Source organism: Yinghuangia soli (genome assembly GCF_021502675.1).
Classification (GTDB): Bacteria; Actinomycetota; Actinomycetes; order Streptomycetales; family Streptomycetaceae; genus Yinghuangia; species Yinghuangia soli.
Map to the genome: position 1 here is coordinate 134,773 of NZ_JAKFHA010000015.1, position 13,010 is coordinate 147,782.

At 74.0% G+C, this 13,010-nt stretch carries 14 protein-coding genes; 4 read left to right on the plus strand and 10 right to left on the minus strand.

Annotated features, from left to right (window positions below; all coding sequences use genetic code 11):
- Nucleotides 1-148: 148 nt before the first annotated feature.
- From LZ495_RS24200 to LZ495_RS24210, 3 genes are all read right to left on the minus strand, one after another.
- The gene (locus LZ495_RS24200) at nt 149-985 is read right to left on the minus strand and encodes an HpcH/HpaI aldolase/citrate lyase family protein (protein WP_235054961.1); all 837 of its coding nucleotides are present in this window, start codon (nt 983-985) and stop codon (nt 149-151) included.
- A complete protein-coding gene (locus tag LZ495_RS24205; RefSeq protein ID WP_235054962.1) occupies nt 982-2,241 on the minus strand; it encodes an MmgE/PrpD family protein in 1,260 nt (419 codons plus the stop codon). Before LZ495_RS24205 ends, LZ495_RS24200 begins: the two co-directional genes overlap by 4 nt.
- 165 nt (nt 2,242-2,406) lie before the next feature.
- Nucleotides 2,407-3,612 (minus strand): CaiB/BaiF CoA transferase family protein, encoded by a 1,206-nt coding sequence (locus LZ495_RS24210; protein ID WP_308268621.1) that lies wholly within the window; start codon nt 3,610-3,612, stop codon nt 2,407-2,409.
- Nucleotides 3,613-3,749: 137 nt separating this feature from the next.
- On the opposite strand from LZ495_RS24210, the gene LZ495_RS24215 reads away from it, so the two are divergent.
- A complete protein-coding gene (locus LZ495_RS24215) occupies nt 3,750-5,177 on the plus strand; it encodes a dihydroorotase (protein ID WP_235054963.1) in 1,428 nt (475 codons plus the stop codon).
- Between the two features lie 41 nt (nt 5,178-5,218).
- On the opposite strand, the gene LZ495_RS24220 is transcribed toward LZ495_RS24215, so the two are convergent.
- The gene (locus LZ495_RS24220) at nt 5,219-5,875 is read right to left on the minus strand and encodes a PhzF family phenazine biosynthesis protein (protein ID WP_235054964.1); all 657 of its coding nucleotides are present in this window, start codon (nt 5,873-5,875) and stop codon (nt 5,219-5,221) included.
- Between the two features lie 109 nt (nt 5,876-5,984).
- Here LZ495_RS24220 and LZ495_RS24225 point away from each other — a divergent pair, with 109 nt between their 5' ends.
- The gene (locus tag LZ495_RS24225) at nt 5,985-6,632 is read left to right on the plus strand and encodes a hypothetical protein (RefSeq protein WP_235054965.1); all 648 of its coding nucleotides are present in this window, start codon (nt 5,985-5,987) and stop codon (nt 6,630-6,632) included.
- Nucleotides 6,633-6,653: 21 nt separating this feature from the next.
- On the opposite strand, the gene LZ495_RS24230 is transcribed toward LZ495_RS24225, so the two are convergent.
- The 4 genes from LZ495_RS24230 to LZ495_RS24245 all read right to left on the minus strand — a co-directional run bounded on the left by LZ495_RS24230 (nt 6,654) and on the right by LZ495_RS24245 (nt 10,320).
- Complete coding sequence (locus LZ495_RS24230) at nt 6,654-7,238, minus strand: hypothetical protein (protein ID WP_235054966.1); 585 nt, start codon at nt 7,236-7,238, stop codon at nt 6,654-6,656.
- A 245-nt stretch (nt 7,239-7,483) separates the two neighbouring features.
- Nucleotides 7,484-8,758: a hypothetical protein gene (locus LZ495_RS24235; protein ID WP_235054967.1), complete on the minus strand. Its 1,275-nt coding sequence runs from the start codon at nt 8,756-8,758 to the stop codon at nt 7,484-7,486.
- A gap of 150 nt (nt 8,759-8,908) precedes the next feature.
- Nucleotides 8,909-9,403, minus strand: coding sequence for an SRPBCC domain-containing protein (locus LZ495_RS24240; protein WP_235054968.1), 495 nt, complete (start codon nt 9,401-9,403; stop codon nt 8,909-8,911).
- Between the two features lie 95 nt (nt 9,404-9,498).
- The gene (locus LZ495_RS24245) at nt 9,499-10,320 is read right to left on the minus strand and encodes an SDR family oxidoreductase (protein WP_235054969.1); all 822 of its coding nucleotides are present in this window, start codon (nt 10,318-10,320) and stop codon (nt 9,499-9,501) included.
- Between the two features lie 93 nt (nt 10,321-10,413).
- Here LZ495_RS24245 and LZ495_RS24250 point away from each other — a divergent pair, with 93 nt between their 5' ends.
- Together LZ495_RS24250 and LZ495_RS24255 are read left to right on the plus strand one after the other, a co-directional pair.
- Nucleotides 10,414-11,019: a TetR/AcrR family transcriptional regulator gene (locus LZ495_RS24250; protein ID WP_235054970.1), complete on the plus strand. Its 606-nt coding sequence runs from the start codon at nt 10,414-10,416 to the stop codon at nt 11,017-11,019.
- Between the two features lie 122 nt (nt 11,020-11,141).
- Nucleotides 11,142-12,044, plus strand: coding sequence for a 3-hydroxybutyryl-CoA dehydrogenase (locus LZ495_RS24255; protein WP_235054971.1), 903 nt, complete (start codon nt 11,142-11,144; stop codon nt 12,042-12,044).
- An 82-nt stretch (nt 12,045-12,126) separates the two neighbouring features.
- On the opposite strand, the gene LZ495_RS24260 is transcribed toward LZ495_RS24255, so the two are convergent.
- A complete protein-coding gene (locus LZ495_RS24260) occupies nt 12,127-12,477 on the minus strand; it encodes a hypothetical protein (protein WP_235054972.1) in 351 nt (116 codons plus the stop codon).
- Nucleotides 12,478-12,591: 114 nt separating this feature from the next.
- The gene (locus LZ495_RS24265; protein WP_372498641.1) at nt 12,592-12,960 is read right to left on the minus strand and encodes a GNAT family N-acetyltransferase; all 369 of its coding nucleotides are present in this window, start codon (nt 12,958-12,960) and stop codon (nt 12,592-12,594) included.
- Nucleotides 12,961-13,010 lie beyond the last annotated feature (50 nt).

Genomic DNA, 13,010 nt, shown 5'->3' on the forward strand with positions numbered 1-13,010 from the left:
GGGACAACCCCGCCCGACGGCCGGGGCCCCGGTGCGAGTAGCCGCGGCGGGGGACGGCGAAACCCTGGGGGAGAACGCGCCGGAGCATCGAGGGGCGACGCGCCGGGGCCAAGGGGGCGCACCCGCATCTGCTCGCCGGGTGCCCGAGTCAGCCGGACTGCCCTTCTCCCAGCGTGCGGCGGGCGTGGCGGATGACTGCGGCGTCGACCATGCGGCCGGCGGGGTCGAGGACGATGCCGGAGGGGGACGACTCGAAGCGGGCGAGCAGGTCGCGGGCTTCGGCGAGTTGCCCGGCCGTGGGGGTGAAGACCTCGTGGACGACCGCGAGCTGTGCGGGGTGGATGCAGGCGCGGCCGTGGAAGCCCAGGCGTTTGAGGGCCTCGGTGGAGGTGCGCAGTGCGGCCAGGTCGCGGAAGTCGGTGCGGACCGGGGCGAGCGGCGGGGCGATTTTGGCGGCTGCGGAGGCGAGCACCACCTGGGACCTGGCCCACAGCAGTTCGCGCTCGTCGCGGCCCGGGGTGACGCCGAGATCGGCGCACAGGTCGGCCTCGCCGACCTGCAGGCGGGCGACGCGCGGCGCGCGGGCGATCTCGGGGGCGGCGAGGATCGCCGCGGCGCTCTCCAGCAAGGGGTTCACCGCGATCCGCGGCGCGTCGGCGAGGAGGCGGTCCACCTCGGCGACGTCGGCGGCCGACTCGGTCTTGGCGAGGCATACCCCGGCGACCGCGGGCAGGGCGACGGCGTTCAGGTCGAGGCTGCCGAGCGGGCCGGGGTTGACGCGTACCCATATGCGCGTCGCGCGGGGCGGCAGGTCGGTGTCGGGCGGGAGGGTGCCCAGCCAGGCGGCGACCGCGGCGCGGGCGGCTTCCTTGGCGGGCATCGGGACGGCGTCCTCCAGGTCGACGATCAGCGCGTCGGCGCCGCGGGCGCGGGCCGCGGCCAGCATGTCGGGCCGGTCGCCGGGGACGTACAGCGCGCTTCTCATCGGCCGGGGACCTTCGTGAGGGCCATCAGGTCGGTTGCGGTGCCGAGCCCGGCGAGGTTGCGGGCGGTGTCGGCCAGGAGGCGGACGCGGTCCGCGGGCAGGGCGCGGGATGCGTTGCCGGTGAATTTCAGGGCGATTTCCGCGGCGGAGAGCGGGTGTTCGGGGCTGCCCCGGGACGAGTCGACGCGGTGTTCGAGCCCGGTGCCGTCGGCCAGCCGCACCCGCAGCACGGCGGCGAACGCGGTCGGGAACAGCTCGGTGGCCTTCTCGTCCGCGACGACCCGCACGCGCGCGGCGAGCGCCAGGCAGCGCGGGTCGAGTGCGGCGAAGTCCTCCTGCGCCAGGCCGAGTCCACCCCCGCCGAGGAGCGCGGCGGCCACGGTGTAGGGGCCGGAGAACTTCGCGTGGTACGCGGACCGCGGCTGCGTCTTCTCCTCGCGCGGTTCGGCGATCGTGCGCAGCACCGGTTCTGCGACGCCGAGTTCGATGCTGTCGATGCCGGCCACCCGCTCGGCGGTGAGGCCGTCGGCGCGCAGCGCGAGTGCGCAGTCGACGGCCGGATGGGTGAAGTGGTTGGCGGGATACGGCTTGTAGACCGTTCTCGGGAGTTCCCAGCGGGTGCCGAGGCCGTCGAGCAGTGCGCCGGCGTCGTACCGGCCGTCCAGCCAGGCGGCGAAGAACCCGAACCGGCCTTCCAGGACGGTCGGCGGCCCGGTGACGCCTTCCGCGGCGAGGACCGCCGCGGTGACGCCGCTGTGCGCGGCCCACCCGCAGTGCACGCGCTTGACGGTCCCGCCGGTGCGGTTCGCCTCGATGACGCCGGAGCCCATGCTGGCCGCGATGCCGAGCGCGTGGGCGATGCCGTCGGCGTCCAGGCCGTACAGGAGCCCTGCCGCGGCGGCCGCGCCGAGGGTGCCGCAGATCGAGGTGGCGTGCCGGCCGCGGGCGAAGAACAGCGAGTTGCGGGCTTCGGGCAGATAGGACGCCATGCCGAGCCGGTTGCAGACCTCGATGCCGGCGGCCACCGCGGCAGTGAGGGCGGCACCGTCGGCACCAGTGGCCTCGGCGGCGGCGAGCGCCGCGGGAACCACGCTTGCGCTGGGATGCAGCACCGACGGCAGGTGGGTGTCGTCGAAGTCCAGGGCATGCGCGAGAGTGCCGTTGGCCAGTGCGACGGCGGGCGCGGGCAGGTGCTCGCCGGTGCCGATGACGGTCGCCTCGGGCGTGCCGCCCCAGCGGCGCACGGCGCGCAGCACGGCGGGGCCGCGTCGGCGCCCGGTTCGGCGTGCGCGGCAAGGCAGTTGCCGAGGGTGTCCAGGACGCGTCCGGCGACGTCGGCGGTGATCGCGGCCGGCAGGGCGCCGTCCCGGCAGCCGGTCGCGAAGGCGGCGAGCTGCCGGACGTAGGTCGCGGAGGCCACGTCAGATCACGCCCTTCGCGCGCAGGCCGGCCAGGTCGTCCTCGGTGAGGCCGAGCCGCGTGCCGTACACCTCGGCGTTGTGCGCGGCGGCGGGCGGGCCCGCCCAGCGGATCGAACCGGGGGTGCGGGACATCCGGACGAGAACGTTCTGCATGCGCAGCGGCCCGAGTTCGTCGTCGTCGACCGTGGTGATGGAGTCCAGCGCCTGGTACTGGGGATCGGCGAAGACGTCGCGGATGTCGTACACCGGGGCGACCGCGGCCTGCGCGGCCTCGAAGGCGGCGACCACCTCGGCACTGTCGCGCGCCGCGATCCAGCCGCCCACGTAAGCGTCCAACTCGTCGCCGTGCCGGGCACGTCCGGCGCCGCTGGCGAACCACGGCTCGGCGGTCACCTCGGGGTGGCCGACCAGGTGCATGACGCGTTCGGCGATGTTCTGGCTGGACGTGGAGACCGCGAGCCAGCGCCCGTCGCGGGCCCGGTAGGTGTTGCGCGGCGCGTTGTTGACGCTGCGGTTGCCGGTGCGCTCCTGCACCACGCCGAGCTGGTCCCACCACAGCGGCTGCGGGCCGAGCAGGGTCAGCAGCGGTTCGACGATGGCCAGGTCGATCACCTGCCCGCGGCCCGAGCGGGTCCGCTCGACCAGGGCCATCGACACCGCGTTGGCGCAGGTGAGCGCCGAGATGCCGTCCGCGAGCCCGAACGGCGGCAGGGTGGGCGGGCCGTCGGGCTCCCCGGTGATCGCCGCGAAGCCGCTCATCGCCTCGGCGAGGGTGCCGAAGCCGGGGCGCCCCGCGTACGGGCCGAACTGCCCGAAGCCGGTGACCCGGGCGATCACCAGGCCCGGGTTCGCGGCGTGCAGCACCTCGGGGGACAGGCCCCAGCGCTCCAGGGTGCCGGGCCGGAAGTTCTCGATGAGCACATCGGCCTGCTCGGCCAACCGCCGCACCAGGGCTGAGCCTTCGTCGGTGGAAAGGTCGCAGGTGACGGTCTTCTTGTTGCGCGACAGCATCTTCCACCACAGGCCGACGCCGTTCTTGGCGTGCCCGTGCCGGCGGGACGGGTCGCCGTGCCGCGGGTGCTCGACCTTGACCACCTCGGCCCCGAAGTCGCCGAGGATCGTGGCGGCCAGCGGACCGGCGAACAAGGTGGCGAGGTCGAGGACCAGCGTGCCCGACAGAGGTCCTTCCGCGGATTGCTGAGCCACAGGCACCCCCGGCGTTTCGGTTCGCGGAATGGCGTTCCGGACTGTACAGCGGTCCGCACCTCTGGTCCATTGTGCGGAACGGCGTTACGTTCAGCGGTACGCATCTGGCCGGGGCCGGTCGTCGAGAGGAATCCCCCATGCAGCGCTATGACTTGCTCGTCAAGGGCGGGCGACTGGTGGTGCCGTACCACGGCGAGGTGCACGCGGACCTGGGCATCGCCGCCGGGCGGATCACCGCGGTCGCCGAGGACATCCCGGCCAGGCAGGCCGCCGAGGTGCTCGACGCGCGCGGCAAGGCCGTGCTGCCCGGCGCCGTCGATGCGCACTTCCACATCGGCATCTACCGCGACATGGGCCTGGACGCGTACGAGGAGACCCGCTCGTCCCTGGTCGGCGGCGCCACCACGGTGCTCTCGTACTTCCGCACCGGGCAGCACTACCTGGAGAAGACCGGCCCCTACAAGGAGATCTTCCCCGAGGTACTGGACGCCGTCGCGGGCCGCAGCTTCGCCGACTACGGCTTCCACCTCGCCCCGATGACCGTCGAGCAGGTCGAGGAGATCCCCGCGCTCGTCGCCGAGCACGGCGTGACCTCGTTCAAGTACTACATGTTCTACAAGGGCTTCGACCTCGCCGCGAACAGCCGCGACGCGCGCGCCTTCACGATGGGCGACGAGTACGACCTCGGCCACCTCTTCCTCATCATGGAGAAGATCGCCGAGGTGCAGACCGCCCACCCCGGCAAGCGCCTGTCGCTCTCGCTGCACTGCGAACAGTCCGAACTGATGCGGGTGTTCATCGACCGCGTGCAGCGCAGCGGCAAGCCGCAGAACCTGCGCGCCTACAGCGAGGGACGTCCGCCGCTCACCGAGCAGGTCGCCATCGCCGAGGCCGCCGCACTGGCTGCGCACACCGGTGTCGACATCAACTTCCTGCACCTGTCCAGTGCCGAGGCACTCGACAAGGCCACCGCCTCGCGCACGCCCGGCAGCCGCCTGGAGACCACGCTGCACCACCTGTGCCTGGACCACGACGACCTGGACGCGCGCGGCGGCCTGGGCGCCAAGGTCAACCCGCCGATCCGCACCCGCGCGCACAACGAGGCGCTGTGGGCCGGCGTCGCGGACGGCCGCGTCGACTGGGTGGCCTCCGACCACGCGTGCTGCATGGAGGAGCACAAAGGCGACGAACTGTGGCCCGCCCGCCCCGGGTTCGGCGGTACCGCACTGCTCTACCCGGTGCTGTTCTCCGAAGGGCACCTGCGGCGCGGCATCCCGCTGACCCGCATCGCCGAGGCGGCCTCGGCCAACCCGGCGCGCGCCTACAACCTGTGGGGCCGCAAGGGCAGCCTCGCGGTCGGCTTCGACGCCGACCTCACCGTGGTCGACCCGGCCGCCGCGCGCGAGGTGACCGCCGAGATGCTGCTGTCCGGCCAGGACCACTGCCCGTTCGAGGGGGTCCGGCTGACCGGCTGGCCGGTGGCGACCGTGGTCGGCGGGCGCGTGGCGTTCCGGGACGGCGAGGTGCTCGGCGAACCGGGCGGCTCGTACCTGCGCCGCATCTGAGGCACGGCACGGTGCGACAAGGCCAGGTGCCGTGCCGTCGCTCAGCTACCGGGCCCGGCCAGGACCACGCGTCCGCCCAACTCGACGACACCGCCCGGGCGGACCGCGGTCGCCATCTGCGAGCCGCGGCCCTGCGTGACGACCAGGCCGCGGCCCAGTTCCGCGGTCAGCAGCATGGCCGCCGCACCCGTGGCCTCGTCCTCGTCGATGCCGTCGCCGCGCCCCGGGAACCCGCGGGCCCGGACCCGCCCGGCCGCCTCGTCCTCCCAGGCCCACGCGTAGATCCAGGAGCCGGGACCGGGCACCTGCAGGGCGTCCACCTCGGCTGCGGTGGCGTACTGCCGGAGGATGCGCGGCGGGGCCCAGGCCGCGGGCGCCGCGATCCAGGTGAGTCCGGCGGCGTCCCGGCGCACCGGCACGACCCCGGCCCGGGTCGTCAGCTGCGGCACGTCCAGCAGCCGGCCGGCGCCGACGCACGGATAGCCCGCGAAGGGCAGCCGCCCGGTGGGCGTGAAGATGTCCACGACGCCCGCGGCGGCGTCGTCCACGAACACGGTCTCGCTGAACCCGAGCCGCCGGGCCAGCGCCGCCCGCTCGGCGTCGCCGGGCACCGCGGAGCCGTCCCGCACGACGCCGAGCGGGTTGCCCAGCCGCCCGTCGGGGGTGCAGAACACACGAACGACGTCATAGTGGCTCATCCGCGCAGTCAATCAGGCGAATCCTTCCCCCGCGCGGCGGCACCCTGGCATGCTTCCCGCTGGTCGGTTCGGAGGGGGAAGACCAGGAATGCGCCGACGTGTGCACCGCATGACCGCAAGGCAGGCACGGCTTTTGCACGGGGGAGCGGGACGAGCGGCACGGTCGGCACTGCCGGCCGCGGCGGCACTCGCCGTGGCCTTCGCCGCACCGGGATGCACGGACCCGCAGGGCGACGGGGCCCACGCGGCGCCCGCGGACCTGTGCACCGCCGTCACCCCGGCCGAACGCACGGTTCTGGGCATCCCGGCCCCGGCGGCCGCCGAATCCCGCGACGAGGACGCCAAGTCGTCGGCCTCGTGCACCGCACAGCCGCCGGGCAGGCCCTCGCCCGGGGCAGCGGGCGACGCGGCCGCCGCCACCGGGAACTGGGCCGCGCTGCGCATCGAATGGACCAGCTTCGGCGGCGTGGGCGGCGAGGGCCCGTCCGGCGAGGACCGGGCCCGGGCGGCCTACGACGCGGCCCGGACCCGGGGCGTCCTCATCACCTGCTCGCAGCCGCCGGTACCGCCGGGCGTGACGGCCGCCGCCACCTGCTTCGACCCGGGCGGCGAGTACGGCCCGATGCGGGCCACTGTGGCGCTGCGGGACGGCCGTACCGTCGTGTACATCACGTACAGCGGGGTGGGCCAGGACGCCCGCGCGGTCCAGGAGACCTTGCGCCACCTGGCCGACCGGGCCGCCGACCTGGGGCGCTGACAACGCCCGGACCGGGCCCGGTCAGTCCGTGATGTACCAGGCGCCGTTCAGGTATTCGAGGGTGGAGTCGCCCAGGTCGCGCGAGGTGAACGTGACCGCGGTCCGGATCGCGGAGGCCGGGATCTCGACCTTCGCGGGGCCCTGCACGTCGACCTTGGCGGGATCGATCGTCGCGGTCTGGAGGGCCTTCTTCTGCGCGGGCGCGATCATCTGCTCCATCATCCCCAGCGAGGTCTTGCACGGCCCGATGCCCATGGCCTCGGCCTGCTTGGCGGCCGGGGCGGCGATGACGCACGCGGTGTCGAGGTCTTCGCGGCCGATGGCGTGCAGGTACTCCTCGTACCGGGCGATCGCGCCTTCCTTGGTCTGCGCGGACCCGGCCGGTGCGGACGAGGGCGCGGCCGAAGTCGCGGGCGGGGCCGTGGTGGAGGCGGCCGGTGCGGGGCTGGATGCCGGGGCCGACGAGGGCGCCGCGGACGCGGACGGGGTGCCCGGCGCAGCGGACGTGGCCGCATTCGTCGCGGAATCGCCGCCCCCGTCGCCGCTGCACCCGGCCAGTACCAGGAGTCCTGCCAAGGCGATTGCCGGCACTGCCACTACCCGCACGGGACACTCCGTTCCGACGACGACATGAACAAGACGCTGATGCTAGCGATGCCCGGGATCGGCCGATGTAGTGCGGAGCGAGGACCAGTCTTGCGGCTGCCGCCTCGCGGGCGGGGTCGTGGCGATGCCGCGGAGATCCCGAGGCGTGTCCGGCGCACGCCCGCCGAGGTGTGTCCGGGTAGTTCGCAGCGGACCCGGTGTACGGACCGAGCGCCGTGAATTGCGGTGAGATGTCCGGGCCCGCCCTACGCGGCCACCGCGCCCGCGGTGCGCAGGAGTTCGGGGAGCGAGCCGTGGAACTGCGGCAGCAGGCGCAGCGCGACCGTCCAGGCCTCGGGTTCGCCGCCCAACGCGGCGTCGGTGAGCCGCTGTACCGCTGCCCGCGCGGCCCGCAGGCCGGCTCCGTCGCCGCCGCCCACCACCGACAGGGCCGCATACGCCGACGGGGCCTCGGCCAGGATGCGGTCCGCCGGGACCAGCCCCTCGCGGTAGGCCAGCCGCAACTCGTCGTCGTGCGCTCCCCGGTGCAGCGTGCGGAGCTGCGGCAGGGCGTTGCGGGTGGCTGCCGCGAGGCGGGCCCGGGAGCGGGCGTCGGTGCCCCAAGGCTCCTTCCCGCCGCGGTCGTTGCGCTCGACCAGGGCGTCGGGGCAGCCGGGCTGGTCGCACAGCGCTGCGATGATGTCGCGCCGCCACGTGCGGGTCCGCTCGCCCTTCAGGATGTGCCGCCACGAAAGCGGCGCGTGCGGGGCGAGGAGGACCAGGCGCGGCAGGGCGTCCGGACCGGTGCCCGGCGGCGCGGGCCGCGTGCTGGCGGCGACCTGTGCACTGCGCCAGCCGCCGGCGTGCCCGGACAGCCGGACCAGGCGCTCGACCACCACACGCGGATGGCCTTCGGCAGCCACGAAGCGCTCCAGCACGCCGAGGCCGTCGCTGCTCTCGAGGGCGCCCTGCACGATCGCGCGCAGCTTCCGCCCGGGCCAGAAGGCGGCGCCGAACGCCGCCGCGGCCGCTTCGCGCCCGGCCAGACGCCACAGGTTCACCAGCCCGCGCACGAACACCGCGTTGCCGGCCAGGAGCCCGTCGGCCATGAGGACTTCGCGCAGCGCGTAGGCGATGTGCACTGGGTCCGGCGACTCCACCAGGGCGTACAGCTCGCGCTGCGGGACGTCGGCCCCGGGGCGGTCCGTCAGCCCGGTCGCCCGCGCCGCGGTCGGCATGGCCCGCAGCACGACGTCCCGATTGGCGCGGGGATTGGCCGCGATCCGCCACGCGAGGTCCGGGTCGGCAGCCGGGAGGAGCGCGGCGAGCGCCGCAGGACCGGCGGCCGGGTTCTCGGCGATCGCGGCCCGGTCCTCGGGCGGGCCGTGGCGCACGGCGTACGCGAGGAGCCCATCGCTCGGCGGCTCGGGGAAGACGAGGAGCCGGTGGCGTTCCTCCGCGTCGAGGCGGTCGAGCACCGGCCCGATCACCGCGGGTGGTGCGGCCCCGAGCAGCAGCGGCTGCCCTTGCAAGCTGGTCATGTCCGTCCCCCTCCCCGACGGCCACGCTAATCGACGGTCCCGCCGACCATCGAGGTCCCGGTGAGCCGGGGTGAAGCGGAGCGGCTCGCCGAGTGCGGCCTTCAGTGCGTGACGCTGCTTGCCCCGGACCGGTTCCTCTGACGCCCTGGTTCAGCCCGCGCGCTGCTCGACGTACGCGGCCAGGTTGGCCAACGACGAGGCGATGCCTTCCTCGTGCACGTCCTGGTGGATGCCGGGCGGCACATCCGCGGCGGTGACGGTCACCGTCGTCCCCGTCCCAGCCCTTGTCCCTGTCACTGCGTCGGCCGCGGCCAGCTGCCACGTCATCGTCATGACCCCCGCGAAGGCCGGGTCCTCGGCCTCGAACACCGCACGCTGCACCACGCGCTCCGGCGGTACCAGGTCGGCGAGTTCGACGTCGACCACGTCGGTTGCGTCGGACGACTTCCCGGGGCTGCCCGCCGGATCGAGGTACGTGAGCACCATGCGGAACCCGCCGCCCGGCCGCGGGTCCCAGCGCTCGATCCGCCCGGACATCCCCTCCGGCGGCAGCCACGCCTCCAGCGCGTCCCGCTCGACGAGGGCGCGGTAGACGTCCTCCCGCGGTGCGGCGATCGTGCGTTCGGCGCGGTCGGTCCTGGCCATGCCGCCAGCCTACGTCCGGCGGGCCGGTCCCTCGGGTCCGCCCCGCCGGTACCGGCGCGCCGCGCCGCGCGCCGGTTCCGCAGGCCGGGCGGAGGTCAGGAGACGCCGAGGAGCGCGCCGCCGGTGCCGTCGATGTACTGGCCGGTGATCCAGCGTGCGTCGTCGGAGGCGAGGAAGGCGACGATGTCCGCGATGTCGGCGGGCTCGCCGAGGCGGTCGAAGGCGGAGTACGCGGCGCCCTGCTTCGCCGCGGCCGGGTCGTTCAGCCAGTCGGCCGCGTCGGTGTGCACCAGGCCCGGGGCGACCGCGTTGACGGTGATGCCGCGCGGGCCGAGGTCCTGGGCCAGGGTGAGCGTGAGGGTGTTCAGCGCGCCCTTGGTCATCGAGTACGCGGTGGTCGACGGGAAGGCGATGCGGGTCACCCCGGACGAGATGTTGACGATCCGGCCGCCGTCGCGCAGGCGTTCCAGGCCCTGCCGGATCACGAAGAACGGGGCCTTGGCGTTGACCGCGAAGACGCGGTCGAAGTCGGCCTCGGACACCTCGTGGATGCGCCCGTAGGTGCTGATCCCCGCGTTGTTGACGAGGATGTCGAGGCCCGGTCCGATCCCGGCGGCCGGGCCGGCCGCGGCGACGGCGTCGTCGAAGGCGGTCCACAGCGCCTCCGCATCGCCCGGGACCCCGAGTTCGGCGCGTATCGCCACCGCGCGCCCGCCCGCGGCGGTGATCCGGGCCAGGGTCTCGTCCGCGGCCGCGGCGTTCCCCGCGTAGTGCACCACCACGAACGCGCCGTCCGCGGCCAGGCGTTCGGCGATGCCGCGGCCGATGCCCCGGCTCGATCCGGTGACCAGCGCGACCTTGCCGGTGAGCTTCCCGCCGGCCTTCGCCGTGCTCTTGACGCCCGCAACCGTGTTCATGGCAGCCTCCATGGCTTCGCCGACCGACTTCTGTATCGATCGCTATGGAAAGGACCGTAGCAGATTATGTAGGGAGCGCTATACAATTGGGCGGTGACCACCAAGCCGCGCGGACGCCCCCGCTCCTTCGACCGCGAAGCCGCCCTGCGCCGCGCACTCGCGCTCTTCTGGGACAAGGGGTACGAGGCGACCTCGATCGCCGACCTGACCGGCGCGATGGGCATCGGGGCGCCCAGCCTGTATGCCGCGTTCGGGAACAAGAGCGCACTCTTCGAGGAGGTCGTCGCGCTCTACGGCCGCGAGGAGGGCGCCTTCAGCGGGGTGGCCCTCGACGAGGAGCCGACCGTCCGCCGCGGCGTCGCCCGCATGCTCCGCGAGGCCGCCGCGCAGTACACCGGCCCCGGCCACCCGGGCGGCTGCCTGGTCATCACCGCGGCCACGAACTGCTCGGACGACGACGTCGCCAAGGCCCTGCGCGACCGGCGCAACGCGAACGTCGCCGAGATCGAACGCCGCATCCGCACCGACATCGGCAACGGCATCCTGCCGGCCGGCACGGACGCCCGCGCCCTGGCCGTCTACACCGGCGCGGTCGTCCAGGGCATGTCCCAGCAGGCCCGCGACGGCGCGGCGCGCCGCGACCTGGAGGCGGTGGCCGACGCCGCGATGCTGGCCTGGCCGCCGGACGCCGGACGGTAACGCGCCGTCGGGCAGCGGCGCTTCGCCGCCCGCGGTACCGCGGACGCGGACGGGAATGCCACCCCGCGACGAAGATCGCGGGGCGCCCGGGGATCCGCCGGGGCCGGGGAGACAATGGGGGCATGACAGAGACAACAACTGCGCCCCAGGCCTCCGCGACCGCTCATGAGGCGGTCCGGCGCGTGGGCGTCGTCGGAGCCGGACTCATGGGCTCGGGGATCGCCGAGGTATGCGCGCGGTCGGGGCTGGACGTCCTGGTCCGCGAGATCAACCCGGACGCCGCGGCCGCCGGCCGGCGCCGCATCACCGACTCGCTCGACCGGGCCGCCAAGCGCGGCAAGCTGACCGAGGAGGCCCGCGACGCCGCCGTCGCGCGCCTGCGCTTCACCACCGACCTGGCCGAGTTCGCGGACCGCGACCTGGTCGTCGAGGCGATCGCCGAGGACGAAGGCCTCAAGGCCGACGTCTTCTCGACGCTCGACAAGACCGTGATGCGCGAGGACGCGATCCTGGCGTCCAACACGTCCTCGATCCCGATCATGAAGCTGGGCATGGCCACCGGACGCCCCGAGTGGGTCGTCGGCGTGCACTTCTTCAACCCCGTGCCGGTCCTGGACCTGGTCGAGCTCGTCCCCTCGCTGCTGACCGGCGAGCAGACGCTGGCGCAGGCCGAGGAGTTCGTCGGCGGCTCGCTCGGCAAGAAGGTCATCCGCTCCAAGGACCGCGCCGGCTTCGTGGTCAACGCGCTGCTGGTGCCGTACCTGCTCTCCGCGATCCGCATGCTGGAGTCCGGCTTCGCCTCGGCCGAGGACATCGACTCGGGCATGGAGCTGGGCTGCGCCCACCCGATGGGCCCGCTGCGCCTCGCCGACCTCATCGGCCTCGACACCCTCGCCGCGATCGCGGCGTCGATGTACGAGGAGTTCAAGGAGCCGCTGCACTCCGCGCCGCCGCTGCTGCTGCGCATGGTCGAGGCGGGCCTGCTGGGCCGGAAGTCCGGCCGCGGCTTCCACGACTACTCCTGACCGCACGGCCGGTCGCGTACCGGCCTTGGGGGTGCCGCAGCCGATCCTGCGGTGCCCCCGGCCGGGCCGGGGACGGCACGGTTCAGGCCGGAGTACGCCGGCGTGCGCGGCTCTCGCGCACCGACACGACAAGCAGTGCGACGATCGCGAACACCAGGGCGGCACCCATCGCGACCTGCAGGACGACCCCGGGAACGAACTTCGCGATGCCGAAGGCGATGGCCCACAAGGCCATGCACACCAGCCACAGTCTGCCGGCCAGCTTGTTCTCGTCGTCCTGCCACCGGATGAACAGCAGCAGCGTCGCGATGAGCCCGAACACGGCCAGCGCGGCCGTCGCCCGGTACTCCCAATCGTCGAACACCATCACGATCGCGACCAGGACGGCCACCACGATGACGGCCTGAGCCGCCCGGAACAACGTCGTCAACATGGCCCCCGCCTTTGTAGTGCGTCCAGTTCCGCTCCGCACCTTGCCGCCGGAGCCCTCACGGTGGGACGAGGCCCGGCCGCCGACGGTTCCGGGACTGCCCGGTCCGCGCGGCCGTCACAACGGCCTGAGCAGCATGAAGACTTCGTCGCGGTCGCCGTGCGCGAAGCGGAGCGCACCCGGATGGCGGCCGATTTCCCGCCAGCCCAGGCGGCCGTAGAACTCCTCGAGCCCCTCCCCGCCCCGCGCGCCCAGGTGCAGCTGCTCCATGCCCATCTCGTCGCGCGCGATCTGGCGTACGCCGTCCATCAAGGCCGTGCCGACGCCGAGGCCGCGGGCCTCCGGATGGGACTGGACGCGCCGGACCGTGCCCCAGTGCCGGACGAGCGGGTCGCGGTGGCGGCCGACGTGGAGCCAGCCGACCAGCCTGCCGCCGGTCGCGGCGAGCACGAGCCGACTGTATTCGGGGTCGAGCCCGGCGATCATCTCTTCTGCCGCGGCCTCGACTTCCCCGATGCGCACCGGCGGGAACGCGA

What these genes read in the sequence shown, in the direction of transcription:
- LZ495_RS24220 (WP_235054964.1), bottom strand. Translation starts at nt 5,875, where the DNA reads ATGAGCCACTATGACGTCGTTCGTGTGTTCTGCACCCCCGACGGGCGG.
- LZ495_RS24265 (WP_372498641.1), bottom strand. Translation starts at nt 12,960, where the DNA reads ATGATCGCCGGGCTCGACCCCGAATACAGTCGGCTCGTGCTCGCCGCG.
- LZ495_RS24245 (WP_235054969.1), bottom strand. Translation starts at nt 10,320, where the DNA reads ATGAACACGGTTGCGGGCGTCAAGAGCACGGCGAAGGCCGGCGGGAAG.
- LZ495_RS24215 (WP_235054963.1), top strand. Translation starts at nt 3,750, where the DNA reads ATGCAGCGCTATGACTTGCTCGTCAAGGGCGGGCGACTGGTGGTGCCG.
- LZ495_RS24240 (WP_235054968.1), bottom strand. Translation starts at nt 9,403, where the DNA reads ATGGCCAGGACCGACCGCGCCGAACGCACGATCGCCGCACCGCGGGAG.
- LZ495_RS24225 (WP_235054965.1), top strand. Translation starts at nt 5,985, where the DNA reads ATGACCGCAAGGCAGGCACGGCTTTTGCACGGGGGAGCGGGACGAGCG.
- LZ495_RS24235 (WP_235054967.1), bottom strand. Translation starts at nt 8,758, where the DNA reads ATGACCAGCTTGCAAGGGCAGCCGCTGCTGCTCGGGGCCGCACCACCC.
- LZ495_RS24255 (WP_235054971.1), top strand. Translation starts at nt 11,142, where the DNA reads ATGACAGAGACAACAACTGCGCCCCAGGCCTCCGCGACCGCTCATGAG.
- LZ495_RS24260 (WP_235054972.1), bottom strand. Translation starts at nt 12,477, where the DNA reads ATGTTGACGACGTTGTTCCGGGCGGCTCAGGCCGTCATCGTGGTGGCC.
- LZ495_RS24200 (WP_235054961.1), bottom strand. Translation starts at nt 985, where the DNA reads ATGAGAAGCGCGCTGTACGTCCCCGGCGACCGGCCCGACATGCTGGCC.